Origin of the sequence: Luteimonas changyuni (assembly GCF_039548395.1) — a bacterium.
GTDB lineage: Bacteria > Pseudomonadota > Gammaproteobacteria > Xanthomonadales > Xanthomonadaceae > Luteimonas.
In genome coordinates this window covers 86,199-103,366 of the sequence record NZ_JBCLUZ010000004.1, presented here as the reverse complement: position 1 = coordinate 103,366, position 17,168 = coordinate 86,199, and the positions used below count along the sequence as shown (strand labels likewise).

General features: G+C 68.8%; 15 protein-coding genes and 1 pseudogene. 7 read left to right on the top strand and 9 right to left on the bottom strand.

Annotated elements, in window-relative coordinates:
• The first annotated feature begins 84 nt into the window (after positions 1 to 84).
• On the top strand, positions 85 to 432 hold the full coding sequence (locus WCD84_RS02900) for a DUF3817 domain-containing protein (protein ID WP_343278227.1): 348 nt from the start codon (positions 85 to 87) through the stop codon (positions 430 to 432).
• Here the strand turns inward: WCD84_RS02900 and WCD84_RS02895 are convergent.
• The 5 genes and pseudogenes from WCD84_RS02895 to WCD84_RS02875 form a co-directional block, all read right to left on the bottom strand.
• The gene (locus WCD84_RS02895; RefSeq protein WP_343280355.1) at positions 404 to 1,891 is read right to left on the bottom strand and encodes an MFS transporter; all 1,488 of its coding nucleotides are present in this window, start codon (positions 1,889 to 1,891) and stop codon (positions 404 to 406) included. The two genes, WCD84_RS02900 and WCD84_RS02895, sit on opposite strands and share 29 nt — an antisense overlap.
• Positions 1,891 to 3,045, bottom strand: a pseudogene (locus WCD84_RS02890) (amidohydrolase); the annotation flags it as partial. The pseudogene WCD84_RS02890 and the gene WCD84_RS02895, both read right to left, overlap by 1 nt.
• 223 nt (positions 3,046 to 3,268) lie before the next feature.
• Entirely contained in the window at positions 3,269 to 3,868 is a 600-nt protein-coding gene (locus tag WCD84_RS02885; protein WP_449280055.1) for a lysogenization protein HflD, read from the bottom strand.
• 5 nt (positions 3,869 to 3,873) lie between these two features.
• Entirely contained in the window at positions 3,874 to 4,986 is a 1,113-nt protein-coding gene (mnmA, locus tag WCD84_RS02880; RefSeq protein ID WP_343280354.1) for a tRNA 2-thiouridine(34) synthase MnmA, read from the bottom strand.
• A complete protein-coding gene (locus tag WCD84_RS02875) occupies positions 4,986 to 5,465 on the bottom strand; it encodes an NUDIX hydrolase (RefSeq protein ID WP_343280353.1) in 480 nt (159 codons plus the stop codon). The genes mnmA and WCD84_RS02875 overlap by 1 nt, the downstream gene beginning before the upstream one ends.
• Positions 5,466 to 5,622: 157 nt before the next feature.
• Here WCD84_RS02875 and clpS point away from each other — a divergent pair, with 157 nt between their 5' ends.
• Entirely contained in the window at positions 5,623 to 5,943 is a 321-nt protein-coding gene (gene clpS / locus WCD84_RS02870) for an ATP-dependent Clp protease adapter ClpS (protein ID WP_343253919.1), read from the top strand.
• 179 nt (positions 5,944 to 6,122) lie between these two features.
• Positions 6,123 to 8,402: an ATP-dependent Clp protease ATP-binding subunit ClpA gene (gene clpA / locus WCD84_RS02865; protein WP_343280352.1), complete on the top strand. Its 2,280-nt coding sequence runs from the start codon at positions 6,123 to 6,125 to the stop codon at positions 8,400 to 8,402.
• Positions 8,403 to 8,553: 151 nt separating this feature from the next.
• Here the strand turns inward: clpA and infA are convergent, their stop codons facing one another.
• The 4 genes from infA to trxB all read right to left on the bottom strand — a co-directional run bounded on the left by infA (position 8,554) and on the right by trxB (position 11,804).
• The gene (infA, locus tag WCD84_RS02860; protein WP_343253921.1) at positions 8,554 to 8,772 is read right to left on the bottom strand and encodes a translation initiation factor IF-1; all 219 of its coding nucleotides are present in this window, start codon (positions 8,770 to 8,772) and stop codon (positions 8,554 to 8,556) included.
• Between the two features lie 153 nt (positions 8,773 to 8,925).
• A complete protein-coding gene (gene aat / locus WCD84_RS02855) occupies positions 8,926 to 9,678 on the bottom strand; it encodes a leucyl/phenylalanyl-tRNA--protein transferase (RefSeq protein WP_343280351.1) in 753 nt (250 codons plus the stop codon).
• Complete coding sequence (locus tag WCD84_RS02850) at positions 9,675 to 10,811, bottom strand: GNAT family N-acetyltransferase (RefSeq protein WP_343278220.1); 1,137 nt, start codon at positions 10,809 to 10,811, stop codon at positions 9,675 to 9,677. The genes aat and WCD84_RS02850 overlap by 4 nt, the downstream gene beginning before the upstream one ends.
• Before the next feature lie 39 nt (positions 10,812 to 10,850).
• Entirely contained in the window at positions 10,851 to 11,804 is a 954-nt protein-coding gene (gene trxB / locus WCD84_RS02845) for a thioredoxin-disulfide reductase (protein WP_343278219.1), read from the bottom strand.
• A 173-nt stretch (positions 11,805 to 11,977) separates the two neighbouring features.
• Between trxB and ald the strand changes: the two genes are divergently transcribed.
• From ald to WCD84_RS02825, 4 genes are all read left to right on the top strand, one after another.
• On the top strand, positions 11,978 to 13,048 hold the full coding sequence (gene ald / locus WCD84_RS02840) for an alanine dehydrogenase (protein ID WP_343280350.1): 1,071 nt from the start codon (positions 11,978 to 11,980) through the stop codon (positions 13,046 to 13,048).
• A gap of 56 nt (positions 13,049 to 13,104) precedes the next feature.
• On the top strand, positions 13,105 to 15,465 hold the full coding sequence (locus WCD84_RS02835; protein ID WP_343253926.1) for a DNA translocase FtsK: 2,361 nt from the start codon (positions 13,105 to 13,107) through the stop codon (positions 15,463 to 15,465).
• Positions 15,466 to 15,644: 179 nt separating this feature from the next.
• Entirely contained in the window at positions 15,645 to 16,286 is a 642-nt protein-coding gene (lolA, locus tag WCD84_RS02830) for an outer membrane lipoprotein chaperone LolA (protein ID WP_343280349.1), read from the top strand.
• Positions 16,287 to 16,410: 124 nt separating this feature from the next.
• Positions 16,411 to 17,163: a hypothetical protein gene (locus WCD84_RS02825; RefSeq protein WP_343280348.1), complete on the top strand. Its 753-nt coding sequence runs from the start codon at positions 16,411 to 16,413 to the stop codon at positions 17,161 to 17,163.
• Positions 17,164 to 17,168 lie beyond the last annotated feature (5 nt).

The window sequence follows — 17,168 nt, the reverse complement described above, 5'->3', positions numbered from 1 at the left end:
GCCGGGCGTTGCCTTGCACCCCGGTTGCCCGGTCCTTGTGGGAGCGGCTACAGCCGCGATATCCCCGCCAAACCCGGACCACCCATGCACCCACGCCCCCTGTCACCCGCCGGCCTGCTCTTCTCCATCGTCGCCCTGATCGAAGCCTTCACCTGGGCCGGCCTGCTTGTCGGCATGTACCTGAAGTACGTCAGCGGCAGCACGGACGCCGTGGTCTGGCTGTTCGGCCGCCTCCACGGCGGCGCCTTCCTGCTGTACCTGGTCGTGGCCATCGTGGCGGGCGCGCGCCTGCGCTGGCCGATGTGGGCCTTGCTGATGGCGGTACTGGCCGCAATCCCGCCGCTGGTGACCCTGCCGCTTGAGCTCTGGTACCGCCGCCGCGGCCTGCTGTCGGCGCCGGCGGTCACGCCCCGGCCGCTGGGTGATCCTTGATCTGCTCCGGAATGAAGATGGTGATGGAGACCAGCGCCGCGATCGCCATCAGCGCGGTGAACGCCAGCCCCACCATGCCGGCTTCGCGTACCGCCAGGTTGTCCTGGCGTCCGCTGAATTCGATCACCGCGCCCACCGCCGCAAGCCCGGCATCCGACAGCGCGGTGAAAATGGCGGCGGCGATGGCCACGCCGAACGCGGCGCCCAGCGAAGACGCCATCTTGTAAATGCCCGAGCCCGCACCCGCCCGGTCGCCCGGCAGGTTGGCGAGCGCGGCGTCCGTGGACGGTGTGGCATAGAACGCAAGGCCCAGACCGAACAGCGAGTACGCGACCATGGCCAGCATCGTGTACTGCGATTGCAGCGTATGCGTCGCCATGAGCAAGAGGATCGAGAGCAACACGATCAGGCAGCCCCAGAGCGTGGGCCGGCGCGGGCCGAACCGCTGCAGCAGCTTCTCGCCCACCCGGATGAAGGCGATGATGAAAACCGCGTAGCCGACGGTGAAATAGCCGGCGGTCGCCGCCGACATGCCCGCCGCGCCCTGCAGCACCCACAGCGACACCGTCAACGCGCCGGCGGTGCCGTTGATGAGGAAGTTCGAGATCGTCGCACCGGTGAATACGGTGTTCTTGAACAGCTTGAAGTCGACCAGGGGGTAGGGCGCCTTCAGTTCCGCGTTGATGAAGACCCCGAAGGCCACCAGGAACACCGCGAACAGCCCCCAGGTAAGCAGGTTGGCCCAGCCGATCTTCGAACCCTGCGTGACCACGATCAGCAGCGCCGCCAGCCCCACTGCCATCGAGATGATGCCGGCCCAGTCGGTCTTTCCGGGGCGCCCGGGGAGCGGTGCGGACTCCGGGATCTGGCGCATCAGCAGGATCGAGGCCACCGACACCAGCGCGCAGATGATGAAGATCGAGCGCCAGCCGAACATGGTGGATGCCATGAAGCCGCCGAAGATCGCGGTCAGGCCGGAGCCGCCCCAGGAACCGATCGACCACATCGACACCGCGCGCTGCCGCTGGGCACCATCCCAGTAGACCTTCAGCAGCGCCATCGTCGAGGGCATGATCGCGCCAGCGGCCAGGCCCTGCAGGATGCGGCCCAGCAGGATCATCGGCGTCGCCAGCGCGCCGTCGATCGCGAACGCGATCAGCAGCGAGCCGGCGATGTTGAGGATGTTGCCAAGGAAGACCACCTTGACCCGGCCGAACCTGTCGCCCAGGCCGCCCAGCACCACGATGAACATCCCCGAGAACAGCGCCGACAGCGAGATGGCGATGTTCATCACCGGCATCGGCATGCCGACATCGTCGGCCATCAGCGGCCCGATGTTCATCGTGGTCTGCGCGAACAGCCAGAAGGTGACGACGGCGAGCACGATGCCCAGCAGCGCGGAGTCGTTGCCCTTGAAGCCAGTGTTGTTGGCGGATGGGTCAGCGATGGTGGCGTTCATCACTTGCTCCCGATCAGCCAGGGCGACGCGGCGACCACGATCGCCTGGGTGCCGCGGTCAAGCGTGGGATGGATGTCGGGCGCGAAGAAGGGCGAGTGGTTGCCGGTCGCGTTCTTCCAGTCTTCGAAGCCGCCCAGCCCCCAATACGTGTACGGGCAGCCGAAGGCATCCGGGATGACCGAGAAGTCCTCCGAGGCCGGCACCGGTGACATGTCCACCGAGTCGTCGCCGAAGTACGCGTCGAAGGCGGCGCGCACCCGCACCGTGGGCTCTTCGTGGTTCGAGGTCAGCGGGTACTGGTCGTAATAGCGGAATTCCGGCGGCTTGGGCGAGCGCGCGGCCCCGCACTCGGCGTGGACGATGCGCTCGATCGCCTCGTGCAGGTGCTTCTCCACGTCCTTGTCGAAGGCGCGGGTGTTGAGCTGCAGCACCGCGGATTCGGGGATGATGTTGGACTTGGTGCCCGCGTGGAAGCTGCCCACGGTCACCACCGCGGTCTCCCTCGGGGCAACTTCGCGCGAGACGATGGTCTGCAGGCGGCTGACGATGGCGGCGCCGAGCACGATGGGATCCACGCCCAGGTTCGGCATCGAGCCGTGCGAGCCTTTGCCGTGCAGGGTGATCTCGATCGAGGCCGCGGCCGAGAACAGCGGGCCGCTGCGGATGCCGACCGCGCCACCGGGCAGCGAGCCGAGCACGTGCTGGCCCAGGTAGACGTCGGGCCTGGGCAGTTTGTCGACGATACCGGCGGCGACCATCGCCTTCGCGCCGGCGGCGTTTTCCTCGCCGGGCTGGAACACCGCCACGAACGTGCCGGACCAGTCGTCGCGGTGGTCGTGCAGCGCCTGCGTGGCACCCAGCAGGCACACGATATGGAAGTCGTGGCCGCAGGTGTGCGCGACCGGGATCGCCTGGCCGCTGGCCTCGTCGACCTGGGTCACGCCCTCGGCGGCGTAGTCCACGCCGGAGCGTTCGGCCATCGGCAAGCCGTCGGTGTCGCCGCGCATCGCGACCACCGGGCCGTCGCCGTTGCGGAGGATGGCGACCACGCCGGTCTTGCCGATGCGCAGGATCTCGTCGATGCCGTAGCCCGCGAGCTCCGCCTCGATCCTGTCCGCGGTCCGGTATTCCTGCAGCGACAGTTCGGGGTTGCGATGGAAGTGCTTTTAAAGCGCCTCGCGCGCGTCACGCGTGGAATCAAGATCGGCCAGGATGGACTGGATCGACATGGGGCATTCCGATAGGGGAGGGAGCGCGGGTCAGGCCGGCGGATCACCGCTGCCCGGCCACGCCAGGCCATCCTATCCCTATCCCGTGACACCCTGGCAAGCCCACTCCCGCAGTGCAGGTTTTGCGGGCCGGTCCCGGACTGCGGGCCTAGCCGAGCAGATCCTCCACCGCCTGCGCCATCGCTCCGCGGCGCAGCAGGAAGTCCCACGGACTGCCGCCGAACTGCCGCCACAGCACCGCCGAGCGCAGCGCCGCCAGCAGCATCGCGCGGATCTCGGCCACAATCGCGGCTTGGCCCAGGTAGTGCGGGTTGCCCTGCACCAGAACGCGCGGGCGCAGGTGGCTGACGGTATCCGCATACAGGCTGCCGAGCTTCGCCAGCACCTCGGGATGGGCCGTTCCCAGGCGTTCGGCGTCGATGCGCGCGGCGAGGATGCCCTCGTGCACGCGCCCGGCGATGTCGTCGTCCTGCACGAAGCGGCGCTCGAGCTGGGTCACCGCAAGCGCAAGCTTCGGCAGCAGCGGATCCTGGCCCTTGTTGGCCAGGTAGTCGCGCACCAGCATCAGGCCCGGGCGCACGTTGGGGACGCCGTCGTAAACGTCGGCGGGTGAGTCGGCGTCGATACGGAACACGCTGCCGAGCGCGGTTTCCAGCACCGTGCCCTCGGCCTGTCCGGTCTCTGCCACGCGGCGCACCTGGCGCAGCGCCTGGGCGAGGCCGGCGAGGGCCAGCATGCGCTCGTGCATGTCGCTCATGCCGATGCCTCCAACGTGCCGGCCGGCGCGTCGGTCGTCGCGATCACGGCGCCGCCCATGCAGGCCTCGCCGTCGTACAGCACCACGGACTGGCCGGGCGTCACCGCGCGCTGCGGGCGCTGGAATGCGACCCGCAGGGCACCAGAATCATCGACTGTCACTTGGCATGGCTCCTCTTGCTGCCGGTAGCGCGTCTGCGCCGTGCAGCTGAAACGGGTGGATGGCGGCGCGCCGGCGATCCAGTGCGCGGCCTCGCTCTGCAGGATCTGTGACATGAGGTATGGGCTGTCATGCCCCTGGTCAACCGTGAGCACGTTGGACGCCACGTCCTTGCCCACCACGTACCACGGCTTGTCTTCAAAACCGCGACGGCCGCCGATGTGCAGGCCCTCGCGCTGGCCCAGCGTGTAGTAGAACACGCCCTGGTGTTCGCCCACGGCCTGGCCGCCGGGCGTGCGGATTTCACCCGCCCGCGCTGGCAGGTACTGGCCGAGGAACTCGCGGAAATCGCGCTCGCCGACGAAGCAGATGCCGGTCGAGTCCTTTTTTGCCGCCGTCGGCAGCCCGGCTGCGGCAGCCATCGCGCGCACGTCGCCCTTCTGCAGATCGCCGAGTGGAAACACCGTGGCTGCGAGCTGCGCCTGCCCGAGCTGGTGCAGGAAATAGCTCTGGTCCTTGCCGCGGTCGGCGGCGCGCAGCAGGCGCCAGTGTCCGCCGTCGTGGTCCACGCGCGCGTAGTGGCCGGTGGCGATGCGCGCGGCGCCGAGCTCGCGCGCGGCGTCCAGGAAATGCTTGAACTTGATCTCGCGGTTGCAGAGCACGTCGGGGTTGGGCGTGCGCCCCGCGGCGTACTCGGCCAGGAAGTGCTCGAACACGCCGGCCCAGTACTCGCCGGAAAAGTCGCGGAAGTGGATCGGGATCCCCAGCCGGCCGCAGACGGCTACGGCGTCGCGGCGGTCGTCATCGGCGCGGCAATGACCGCTGCCGTCATCGGCCCAGTTGTCCATGAACAGCCCGGCAATCGATTCACCGGCATTGCGCAGGAGCAGGGCGGCGACCGAAGAGTCCACGCCGCCGGACATGCCGACGATGATGCCCGGCGCGGCCATCAGCGCACCGAGCGCAGCAGCGACAGCGGCTGCCGGCTGCCGCCGAGGCAGTCGGCGACGACCTGCCAGACGAGGGGGCTGCGGTGTCGCTCCGCCTGCGCCTGGAGCTCCGTGGGGGTCAGCCACATCGCGCGCACGATGCCCTCGTCCAGCGACCGTGCCGGATCATGCGACAGCGGCCGCGCAGCGAAGGCGAAGCGCAGGTAGTGGCGGCCCGGCGTGCCGTCCGGGCGAGTGGGCGACGTCCACTGGTAGGCACCGATGAACGCGGTGGGCTCGACGGTCCAGCCGGACTCCTCGAGTGTTTCGCGCACAGCGGCATCCACGAGGTCCTCGTCGGGCTCGAGGTGGCCGGCCGGCTGGTTCAGCACCAGCCGGCCAGCGGAGTACTCCTCGACGCAGAGCAGGCGTCCGTCGTCCACCACCACGGTGGCAACGGTGACGTCGGGCTGCCAGAACCGGCCCTGTCGATAGCTCACGGCCGGTGGCGCCCACGCGCGTCCGGACGCATCGGGGCGTCGGCGTGGATCGTCGGTACGAGCTGGGCAGGATGCATGCAGGAACCGTTGGGCCGGCGGGGCATTTTCCCCCGGCAGGCGGGGCCCGTCCACCGGGCGCGCCGGTATAATCATGGCCATGAGCAACAACTCCGGACACGAGCGCGACCACGGCGTCGCCGTCGAGGTCGGTCGCCCCGAACTGGCGCGACCGCCGCTGTATTCCGTCTTCCTGCTGAACGACGACTACACGCCCATGGATTTCGTGGTGGAAGTGCTGGTGCGCTTTTTCGGCCTGGACCTGGAGCGCGCCACCCAGGTCATGCTGCACGTACATACCCGCGGCCGCGGCGTGTGCGGGGTGTTTACCCGCGACGTGGCCGAATCCAAGGTGGCGCAGGTCAATGAGTACGCACGCCTGAACCAGCATCCGCTGCTGTCGACGATGGAAAAGGCCTGAACAGCCGGCCCGCGGGCGTCGCCTGCACCCTGCGCTGACATCGCCTGCCGGGATACTGTGGCCCGTGGCCGACGCTTGCCAATGGTGCAGGCCAAGGCCTACAAGGAATCCGACGCCGGATGGAAAAAGCCTCCGGGCATCCCCATCTGGTAGGCAGTGAATCAGGAGGCCTCCGCCCCATGTTCAGCAAGGATCTCGAATACAGCATCGGCCAGTGCTACAAGCGCGCCCGCGAGGCACGCGACGAGTACATGACGGTCGAGCACCTGCTGTTGGCGCTGCTCGACAACCCTTCGGCCGAGACGGTCCTGAAGGCCTGCGACGCCGACTTCCACCGCCTGCGCTCCGACCTCGAGCAGGCCATCGCCAGTTCCGTGTCCCGGCTGGCCGATGACGACGGCCGCGACACCCAGCCCACGCTGGGCTTCCAGCGCGTCCTGCAGCGCGCGGTCTATCACGTGCAGTCTTCCGGCAAGAAGGAGGTCAGCGGCGCCAACGTGCTGGTGGCGATCTTCGGCGAGAAGGATTCGCACGCCGTCTATTTCCTCAACCAGCAGGACGTGGGCCGGCTCGACGTGGTGAATTACCTGTCGCACGGCATCGCGCGCACGGGTGAAGAGCCGCAGCCCGATTCCGGAGAGTCCGAATCCCGCGCCGAGGGCCCCGAGGGGGATGGCAAGGGCGACGCGCTCGAGGAGTTCGCCACCGACCTCAACGCGCTCGCCCGCCAGGGCAAGATCGATCCGCTGGTCGGCCGCGCCGAGGAGATCGAGCGCACGATCCAGGTGCTCTGCCGCCGACGCAAGAACAATCCGCTTTACGTCGGCGAGGCCGGCGTCGGCAAGACCGCGATCGCCGAGGGCCTGGCCAAGCGCATCGTCGATGGCGAAGTGCCCGAAGTGCTGGCCGACGCCACCATCTACTCGCTCGACCTGGGCGCGCTGGTCGCCGGCACCAAGTACCGCGGCGACTTCGAGAAGCGGCTGAAGGCGGTGCTGGCCGCGGTCGGCAAGCACGAGAACGCGATCCTGTTCATCGATGAGATCCACACCATCATTGGTGCCGGCTCGGCGTCGGGCGGCACCATGGACGCGTCGAACCTGATCAAGCCGGCACTGGCGTCGGGCGAGCTGCGCTGCATCGGCTCGACCACATTCCAGGAATACCGCGGCATCTTCGAGAAGGACCGGGCGCTGGCGCGGCGCTTCCAGAAGATCGACATCGTCGAGCCCACCGTCGGCGAAACCTATGAAATCCTGAAGGGCCTGAAGCCGCGCTACGAAGCCCACCACGATGTCACCTACGCCGACGAGGCCTTGCAGGCGGCGGTGGACCTGTCGGTCAAGCACATCGGCGACCGCCTGCTGCCGGACAAGGCGATCGATGTGATCGACGAGGCCGGCGCGCGCCAGCGGCTGCTGCCTGAAAACCTGCGCAAGTCGCTGATCGATGTCGAAGAGGTCGAGACCATCGTCGCCAAGATGGCGCGCATCCCGGCCAAGCAGGTCAGCGCCTCGGACAAGGACGTGCTGGAGCATCTCGAGCGCAACCTGAAGATGGTGATCTTCGGCCAGGATCCGGCGATCGGTACGCTGACGTCCGCGATCAAGCTCGCGCGCTCCGGCCTGGGCGACCCCGACAAGCCGATCGGCAACTTCCTGTTCGCCGGCCCCACCGGCGTCGGCAAGACCGAGGTCACGCGACAGCTGGCGCTGCAGCTCGGCATCGAACTGGTGCGCTTCGACATGTCGGAGTACATGGAATCGCACTCGGTCAGCCGCCTGATCGGCGCGCCGCCGGGCTACGTCGGCTTCGACCAGGGCGGGCTTCTGACCGAGAAAATCGTCAAGACGCCGCACTGCGTGCTGCTGCTCGACGAGGTGGAAAAGGCCCACCCCGACATCTTCAACATCCTGCTGCAGGTGATGGACCGCGGCATCCTGACCGATACCAACGGCCGCGAAGCGAATTTCCGCAACGTGATCCTGGTGATGACCACCAATGCCGGCGCGGCGCAGGCGGCGCGGCGCACGATCGGCTTCATGCAGCAGGACCACAGCACGGATGCGATGGAGGTGATCCGCAAGGGCTTCACGCCGGAGTTCCGCAACCGCCTGGATGCGATCGTGCAGTTCCAGCCGCTTGGCTTCGAGCACATCCTGCGCGTGGTCGACAAGTTCATCATCGAGCTGGAGGAGCAGCTGCACGAGAAGAACGTGAGCCTGGCGGCGACGCCGGCGGCGCGCGAATGGCTGGCCCAGCACGGCTTCGATCCGCTGATGGGCGCGCGGCCGATGTCGCGGGTGATCCAGGACAAGGTGAAGCGGCCGCTGGCCGACGAGCTCCTGTTCGGGCGCCTGGCGGGCGGCGGCAAGGTCTCGCTCGACGCCGTTGAAGGCGAGCTGGTGCTCGACGTGCAGGCGGAGCCGGAGAAGCTGCTGCCGCTGACCGTGGACTGAGCTGGTCCGCCCCCCGGGCCCCGGGGGGCGGCGGATCCTTTGTGGGAGCCGCTATGGCGGCGATCGCGGCCATGGCCGCTCCCACATACATACACAACGGAAAAAGGCGACCCTCGGGCCGCCTTTTTTCTTCAGGCGCGACAGGCGCGCCTTACTTCATGCGATACGTGATGCGACCCTTGGTCAGGTCGTACGGGGTCATTTCGACCTTGACGCGGTCGCCGGTCAGGATGCGGATGTAGTTCTTGCGCATGCGCCCGGAGATGTGCGCGATGATCTCGTGCCCGTTCTCCAGCTTCACACGGAACACCGTGTTGGGAAGCGTCTCGGAGACCGCGCCTTCGAATTCAATGACATCGTCTTTCGCCATGCGGTATGTACTGACCAATCTGAGGGGCCGGGCGCGATGCCCGTAAGACCGAAATTGTCGCACGCCCGGCCGCGCAGCGCAAAAGTTCCCTGTGGGAGCGGCCATGGCCGCGATTCCGGTCCGGTCGATCGAGCCCCGCCCAGGGCATCGCGGCTATAGCCGCCCCCACTGCGCCAGCGCGGGGGCGGAAAGCTTGCCGAAGTCACCCGCCCACGACCCCACCCGGCCGGGCAGGGCGGTGAGACGCCGCACTTCGGCGACGAACCGGTCCCGCGGCCACGACTGCGCTCCCATCCGGACCAGGTGCGGGTTCTCCACCTGGGCGTCCAGCAGTGGCCAGCCCCAGCCATCCAGCACGCGGGCCAGTGCGGCAAGGGCGACCTTCGAACCGCCGCTCTGGCCGCTGAACATGCTTTCGCCGAAGAACATCCGGCCCACCGCGACGCCGTAGAGCCCGCCCGCCAGCCGTCCGTCACCGCCCCGGACCTCGATGGAATGCGCGTGGCCCAGGGCGTGCAGTGCCGAATACGCCTCGCGCATCGCGTCGGTGATCCAGGTGCCGTGGCCGTCGCCGCGGGCGGCCGTGGCGCAGGCGTGGACGACTTCGTCGAACGTGCGATCGGCGACCACGCTCCAGTCCGAGCCCCGGAGCTGCCTGCGGAAGCGCGATGACAGGTACACGCCGTCGGTGTTGAAGACCGTGCGCGGATCCGGCGACCACCACAGCAGGGGCTGGCCTTCCGAGTACCAGGGAAAGATGCCGTTGGCATAGGCATTGAGCAGCCGCGCCGGCGCCAGGTCGCCGCCCACCGCCAGCAGGCCATCGGGTTCACGCAGTGCGCTTGCCGGATCCGGGAACGGCGCGCCCGGGTCCGCCGCCAGCAGGACGGGCAGGGTGCGGCTCACGTGGCAGCCGACGCGTCGCGGAACGGCGAGCGCTGTGCCAGCGCCCGCATCATGCCGTCGACCGCGGCTTCCTCCTGCCGGCACCACTCCGCAAGTGCCTGGCGGAAGTCGGGTTCGGCGATCCAGTGGCGGCTGCGCACCGCCGTCGGCAGGAAGCCGCGCGCGATCTTGTGCTCGCCCTGGGCGCCGGGCTCGAAGCGCGAAAGCCCTTCGCGCAGGCAGTACTCGATGCCCTGGTAGTAGCAGGTCTCGAAGTGCAGCCCGGGCAGCTGGCGCACGGCGCCCCAGTAGCGTCCATACAGCGTGTCGCGTCCGCGCAGGCACAGCGCGCCGGCAATGGCTTCGCCGCCGAGGTCGGCAAGCACCAGCACCAGTGCGCGCGGCATGGTGGCGGCCAGATGGTGCAGGAACTCGAGAGTCAGCGCCGGCGAGTTGCCGTAGTCGGCGAAGGTCTCGAGGTAGAAGGCATGCATGTGGGCGAGATCGGTCGCGCTGGCCTCGTCGCCGTGCAGCACCCGGAACGTGACCCCGGCGCGCGCGACCTTCGCCCGCTCCTGGCGGATGTTCTTGCGATGGCGGTGGTCCATGTCGGCGAGGAAAGCCGTGAAATCCGGCCAGCCCGCCGCGTTGCGCCAGTGGTACTGGATGTCCCTGCGCCGCAGCCAGTCATCGCCGAAGGCAGCGTCTTCGGCGGCCGCATGGAAATTCACGTGTGCCGAAGACAGCCCCTGCGCCTGCGCGTCGTCGACGATGGCGGCAAGCAGCCCGACGCGTGCGGCATCGTCGCGTGCCAGCAGCCGGGGCCCGGTGACCGGGGAGTAGGGCACCGCACCCAGCCACTTGGGAAAGTAGTCACGTCCGTAGCGCGCATAGGCATGTGCCCATGCATGGTCGAAGACGAACTCGCCGTGCGAGTTTTCCTTCAGGTAGCCGGGCACTGCGGCAAGCAGCGTATCGCCGTCCCACAGCGTGACGTGCCGCGGCGTCCAGCCCCAGCGCGGACGCAGGCAGCCGGCGGACTCCATGCCTTCGAGGAAGGCATGCGCGACAAAAGGGTTGCTGCCGTCATGCAGCGCGTCCCAGGCCGCGGCCGGGATATCCGCAAGCGAAGCGTGGACGCGCACGACGGACATGCCGGGACTCAACCGGGGCTGCCCGCCGCGCGCCGCGACTCAGGCGTCCTTGTCGAGGAAGCGCTCGGCATCCAGCGCCGCCATGCAGCCGAAGCCGGCCGAGGTGATCGCCTGCCGGTACACCTGGTCGGCGACGTCGCCGGCCGCGAACACGCCCTGCACCGAGGTCTCGGTGGCACCGCCGGCCAGCCCCGAGCGGATCTCGAGGTAGCCATTGTTCATCGCCAGCTGGCCTTCGAACAGCGAGGTGTTGGGCGTGTGGCCGATGGCCACGAAGAAACCGTGCACCGCGATCTCGCGCGTGCTGTCGTCCTGCACCGACTTCAGGCGCAGGCCGGTGACGCCGGCCTCGTTGCCGAGCACCTCGTCGACGACGTGGTGCCAGACCGGCACGATCTTGCCGGCGTCGATCTTGGCCTGCAGCTTGTCCTGCATGATCTTCTCGGCGCGAAGCGAGTCGCGGCGGTGTACCAGGTAGACGGTGCGCGCGATGTTGGACAGGTACAGCGCCTCTTCCACCGCGGTGTTGCCGCCGCCGACCACGGCCACGTCCTGGTCCTTGTAGAAGAAGCCGTCGCAGGTGGCGCAGGCGGAGACGCCGCGGCCCTTGAACTTCTCTTCCGACTCCAGCCCCAGGTACTTGGCGGTGGCGCCGGTGGCGATCACCAGCGCATCGGCGGTGTATTCGCCGCTGTCGCCCTTCAGCCGGAACGGACGCTGCGACAGGTCGGCGCTGTGCACCTGGTCGAAAATCACCTCGGTGTCGAAGCGTTCGGCATGCGCCTGCATGCGGTTCATCAGGTCCGGACCCATCAGTCCGTGCGCGTCGCCGGGCCAGTTGTCGACCTCGGTGGTGGTCATCAGCTGCCCGCCCATCTGCAGCCCGGTCACCATCACCGGCTTGAGGTTGGCGCGGGCGGCATAGACGGCGGCGGTCCAGCCGGCGGGGCCGGAACCGAGGATGAGCAGGCGGCAGTGCTTGGAAGTGGTCATGTATACTCGCGGGCCATGGAAACACGGCGTTGGGAAGCCCATAGCTTGGCGGCGCCGGGGCGGCAAGACAAGGCGCAGGCGGCTGTCGTGGCTGCAACGCAGGGTTCCCCGCAGCAGGACTGAGATGCGCCGCGAATGCGGCGTTTTTTGTGCATCACTCCAGAGGGCGGCAGATGCGTATCGGCGTTCCCAAGGAAACAAAGACCCTGGAGGGCCGCGTCGCGCTCGTCCCCGCGGCAGCGGGCGATCTGGTGGAGCGTGGCCATGAAGTCTGGCTGGAAAAAAATGCCGGGGTGAAGTCCGGTTTCGCCGATGCCGACTACGCGGCGCTGGGCGTCAACATCGCCCCCGACGCCGCCGCGCTGTATGAAAAGGGCGAGATGATCGTCAAGGTCAAGGAGCCGATCGCCGGCGACCTCGAGCACCTGCGCCGCGACCACCTGCTGTTCTGCTACCTGCACCTGGCGGCCGAGCCGGCGCTGACCCGCAGCCTGCTCGACATCGGCCTGACCGCCGTCGCCTTCGAGACCGTGGAGCTTCCCAACGGCGACCTGCCGCTGCTGGCGCCGATGTCGATCGTCGCCGGCCGCATTGGCGTGCAGGTCGGCACGCACCTCCTGCACCAGCCGGAAGGCGGCAAGGGCAAGCTGCTCGGGGGACTGCCTTCGACCGATCGCGGCAAGGTCGTGGTGTTCGGGGCCGGCAAGGCGGGCGGTGCATCAGCCGCCCTGGCGGCCGCCGGCGGCGCCAACGTCACCGTGTTCGAGATGCGCTCCGACCGCATGGACGAAATGATGCGCCTGGGCGCCAACGTCACCGCGCTGTATCCCTACCAGGACGTGGTCGCGCGCGAGGTGGCTTCGGCCGATCTGGTGATCGGGGCCGTGCTGGTGGCCGGGGCCAGGGCGCCCAAGGTGCTGACCCGCCAGATGCTCATGACGATGGAGCCGGGCAGCGTGCTGGTCGACATCGCGATCGACCAGGGCGGCTGCTTCGAGACTTCGCGGCCGACCACCTGGAAGGAGCCGACCTACGTCGAAGAGGGCGTGACCCACTTCTGCGTGACCAACATGCCCGGCGCCGTGCCGCAGACGTCCTCGCAGGCGATCTGCGCCGCGATCCTCCCCTGGGTGAACCGGCTGGCCGCCGGTGGCGACTGGGCGTCTGACCCGGCGCTCGCGCGCGGTATCAACGTCGCCGGGGGCCAACTGGTCCATCCCGCCCTGCTGGGCATGGCTGTTTGACCTGCAATGTGATTAAAATCATCCCATTGCGGGAACTTTTTAAGGCCTGATCACACGTGGCAGCACGCCCGGCATCCGAACGTGGCACCCGGCGCCAGCGCAAGACGGCGCCGCGCGCGGCCGCTTCGGCACCCAATCCGCGCCGGCAGAAGCTGCTGCGCGACATCGCGCTGATCGCGATCGCGCCGCTGCTGGTGTACCTGATGGTGTGCCTGGCGACGTATTCGCCCTCCGATCCGGGCTGGAGCAATGCCGGCAGCCTGACCGCGCCGCTGAACAACGCCGGCGGACGGGTCGGCGCCTGGACCGCCGACGTGCTGCTGGGCCTGTTCGGCCACGTCGCCTTCGTGCTGCCGCTGATCCTCGGCGCCGTGGCCTGGATCGCGCTCTTCGGCATGGATACCGATGGCGATGGCGAGGCCGACCTCGGCCCGGCGCTGCGGCTGGTGGGCATCGTCGGCTTCATCGTGTCGTCGACCGGGCTGCTGTACCTGCGCATCGGCGCGGTGGAGGGTTACTCGGCCGGCAGCGGGGGCATCCTGGGGCGTCTGGTCGGCAACTCGCTGTACTCGGCGTTCGGGCCGGTGGGCGGCAACCTGTTCCTGCTGGCGCTGCTGCTGGTGTCGGTGACCCTGGCCACGGGCCTGTCCTGGTTCAGGGTGATGGACGTCATCGGTCACTGGGTCTTGCGGCTGCCGGAGCTGTTCCGCCGCGGCAGCAAGCAGGCCAGCGAGTGGCAGGAAGCGCGCGCCCACCGCGAGGAGCGCACCGAGGTCCGCAAGATCGATACCGAGCTCCGGGCCAAGCGCGGCAAGGTGCGGATCGAGCCGCCGCCGGCGCCGGTGGTCGAGAAAAGCGAGCGCGCCAAGCGCGAGCAGCAGATCCCGCTGTTCAACGTCGCCGACGGCAGCGGGATCCCGCCGCTGGCCCTGCTCGACGATCCCAAGCCGCAGCCCAAGGGCTACGACGACGACACCCTGGAAACCCTGTCGCGTCAGATCGAGTTCAAGCTCAAGGACTTCCGCATCGACGCCCAGGTGGTCGGTGCCTATCCCGGCCCGGTCATCACGCGCTTCGAGATCGAACCCGCGGCGGGCATCAAGGTCAGCCAGATCAGCTCGCTGGACAAGGACATCGCCCGCGGCCTTTCGGTGAAGTCGGTGCGCGTGGTCGACGTGATCCCGGGCAAGTCGGTGATCGGTCTGGAAACGCCCAACACGCACCGCGAGATGATCTACCTGTCGGAACTCCTGCGCTCGAAGGAATACGACAAGGCGGCCAGCCCGCTGACGCTTGCGCTGGGCAAGGACATCGCCGGCCGGCCGACGGTTGCCGACCTGGCGCGGATGCCGCACCTGCTGGTCGCCGGCACCACCGGTTCGGGCAAGTCGGTGGCGGTCAACGCCATGGTCCTGAGCCTGTTGTACAAGGCCTCCGCAAAGGAGCTGCGGATGCTGATGATCGACCCGAAGATGCTGGAGCTCAGCGTCTACCAGGGCATCCCGCACCTGCTGGCGCCGGTGGTCACCGACATGAAGGAGGCCGCCAACGGCCTGCGCTGGTGCGTGGCCGAGATGGAGCGCCGCTACAAGCTGATGAGCGCGGTCGGCGTGCGCAACCTGGCCGGCTTCAACAAGAAGGTGCGCGACGCGCAGGAGGCAGGCCAGCCGCTGCTGGATCCGCTGTTCAAGGCCAATCCCGAACTCGACGAAGTCGCGCAGCCGCTGGAGACGCTGCCCTTCATCGTGATCTTCATCGACGAATTCGCCGACATGATGATGATCGTCGGCAAGAAGGTGGAAGAGCTGATCGCGCGCCTGGCGCAGAAGGCGCGTGCCGCCGGCATCCACCTGATCCTGGCCACGCAGCGGCCGTCGGTTGACGTCATTACCGGCCTGATCAAGGCCAACATCCCGACCCGCATCGCGTTCCAGGTGTCGTCGAAGATCGACTCGCGCACCATCCTCGACCAGAGCGGCGCCGAAGCGCTGCTGGGCAACGGCGACATGCTCTACCTGCCGCCGGGCACCGCGCTGCCCGAGCGGGTCCACGGCGCCTTCGTTTCCGACGAGGAAGTGCACCGCGTGGTCGAGAACCTGAAGCAGTCGGGCGGCGGCCCGGACTACATCGCCGGCGTGCTGGAAGAGGTGCAGACGATGGGCGACGGCGTCGTGGTCGGCGCCACCGGCCTGCCCGAATCCAGCAGCAGCGGCGATGAGAGCGACCCGCTCTACGACGAGGCCGTGCGGGTGGTCACCGAAACCCGGCGCGCCTCGATCTCCGGCGTGCAGCGCAGGCTCAAGATCGGCTACAACCGCGCCGCGCGGCTGGTCGAGGCGATGGAGGCCGCGGGCGTGGTCACGCCGCCGGAGCACAATGGCGACCGCAGCGTGCTGGCGCCGCCGCCGCCGCAGTAGCGCTTCGACTTGTGGGAGCCGCTATGGCGGCGATCGCGGCCATGGCCGCTCCCACGAAGGTAACTCGCGGGTCACGGCCCACTCCCGGTAACGCGGGCCACAGCCAGCTCCCACAATGGAAGCCCGCGTGATCCCGCATTCAGCCTGCGCGAGCGACACTTTCGCGACGTATTCCCCGGATGGAGCGACCCATGACCCGCATGCGCTACTGGCTGGCCGCACTGGCCCTGCTGTCCACCATCGCCGGCACCGCCTACGCGGGCGCCCGCGACGATCTCGCTGCGTTCAGCACCAGCCTCAAGGGGCTCGACGGACAGTTCGAACAGAAGCTTTACGACCTCGATGGTCGCCTGAAGGAAACCTCCAGCGGCCGCGTCGCGCTGTCGGCGCCGCGCCTGTTCCGCTGGGAGTACGCCACGCCCTACGAGCAGTTGATCGTGGCCGATGGCGACAAGGTCTGGGTCTACGATCCCGATCTCGAGCAGGTGACCGTGCGCGCGCAGGGGCCGGAAGAGCAGAACAGCCCGCTGGCGGCGCTGGTCGATCCCGCGAAGCTCGAGCGCGACTTCAACGTCCGCGAAGGCGCCGAGTCCGAAGGGCTCTCCTGGCTGCAGCTGTCGCCGCGCGATGCCGACCAGGCCAGCTTCAGCAGCGCCCGCCTGGGCTTCAAGGGCGCGTCGCTGGTGCGCATGGAAGTGGTCGATACCCTGGGCCAGCGCACCGAGGTCACGTTCAGCGGCTGGAAGCGGAACCCTGCCTTCGACAGCGGGACCTTCCGCTTCGTCGCACCGGCCGGCGTGGACGTGGTCGGAGAGGGCTGACCGCAACGCGGGCCGGGCGCAGGCGCCGGCCCGCCAACCGGCTGCCCCTGGTGCCGGCCCAGCGGGCTGGCCCCGTCGGGCAGCGTCCAGCGTTGTACTCCGTGAGCCCCTCCGCGGAATCCCGATGCCGGCCCCACGCCGCAGCCCCCACCCGTCTTCGCTGTGCCTGCTCCTGCTGCTGGCGTGTTCGCCGTGGGTGCTGGCGCAGGCGCTCCCGCTGCCGGGGCCACACGCGGCGAGCGGCGGCGAACAGACGGCCGCGCCCGGTGCGCGGCATGCCGGTGCCGGGCAGGCGACCGCCACCGATGCAGAGCAGGCCGCCGTCGCCGCGGTCCTCGTGGCGACCTTGGGCGACCGCTTCGGCGAATCGATGATGGAGCTGCGTCTGGATGCCCCCTTGGTCGACATCGAAGGCCCGCGGGAGCGGGTGGTGCACGGCGTCGGCTACCTCCGCTTCACCGGCGAGGGCGACGACTGGCTCGCCTTCCGCTACCGCAGCCGGTATGACCCGCTGTTCGGCAGCGCCGGCTATCCCGAGGTTGTCCTCGGCGGCGATGGCGAAGCGGATGACGAGCGCTTCGTGCCCAACGATGCCCTGTTGCTGGGCGACCTCGAGGCGCGCGTGGCCACCGAACTCGAGGCCTTGCCGGGCGCCGGCCGGGTCTTCCTCCAACTGGACGACATCAGCAGCACGCAGTCGGGCGAACGCTTCGTCCGCATCGAAGCCGGCGGCCTTGCCGACTTCGGGCCCGGGGGCAGCACGAGCGCGCGCGTCGACGCCCTCTACGACCTGCGGGCCGGTGCCTGGCTGAGCATCGAGCACGCGCTGGGGCCGAACATCCGGGTCCACGACGACGGCGCCACCGCCGGCCCCTGACCACC